Raw genomic sequence first — 255 nt, 5'->3', positions numbered from 1 at the left:
GTGGCCGTGGGAATGATTGCTTTGGCCGGTGTGGCGACCGAATTCGGTGTGGTGATGTTGCTGTATTTAAAACAGGCGATTCACAAAGCCGAAACGGAAGGGCGACTGAATAACCGTAGCGATCTGGCCGCCGCCATTATGCAAGGCGCGGTGCAGCGCGTGCGACCGAAAGCCATGACGGTGAGTGTCATCGTCATCGGGTTGTTGCCGATTTTATTCGCCAACGGCACCGGCGCGGAAGTCATGAAACGGATT

The 255-nt window shown here is 56.1% G+C and carries 1 protein-coding gene; it reads left to right on the top strand.

The window, feature by feature from the left end; genetic code table 11:
- Positions 1-255 (top strand): efflux RND transporter permease subunit (locus AVJ23_RS22090; protein WP_157772808.1); only part of this gene is annotated, 255 nt, incomplete at both ends.

It is taken from the genome of Pseudoponticoccus marisrubri, from assembly GCF_001482405.1.
Taxonomy (GTDB): Bacteria; Pseudomonadota; Alphaproteobacteria; order Rhodobacterales; family Rhodobacteraceae; genus Pseudoponticoccus; species Pseudoponticoccus marisrubri.
The sequence above is the reverse complement of the archived record's forward strand: the minus strand, read 5'-3'. Positions and strand labels throughout refer to the sequence as shown.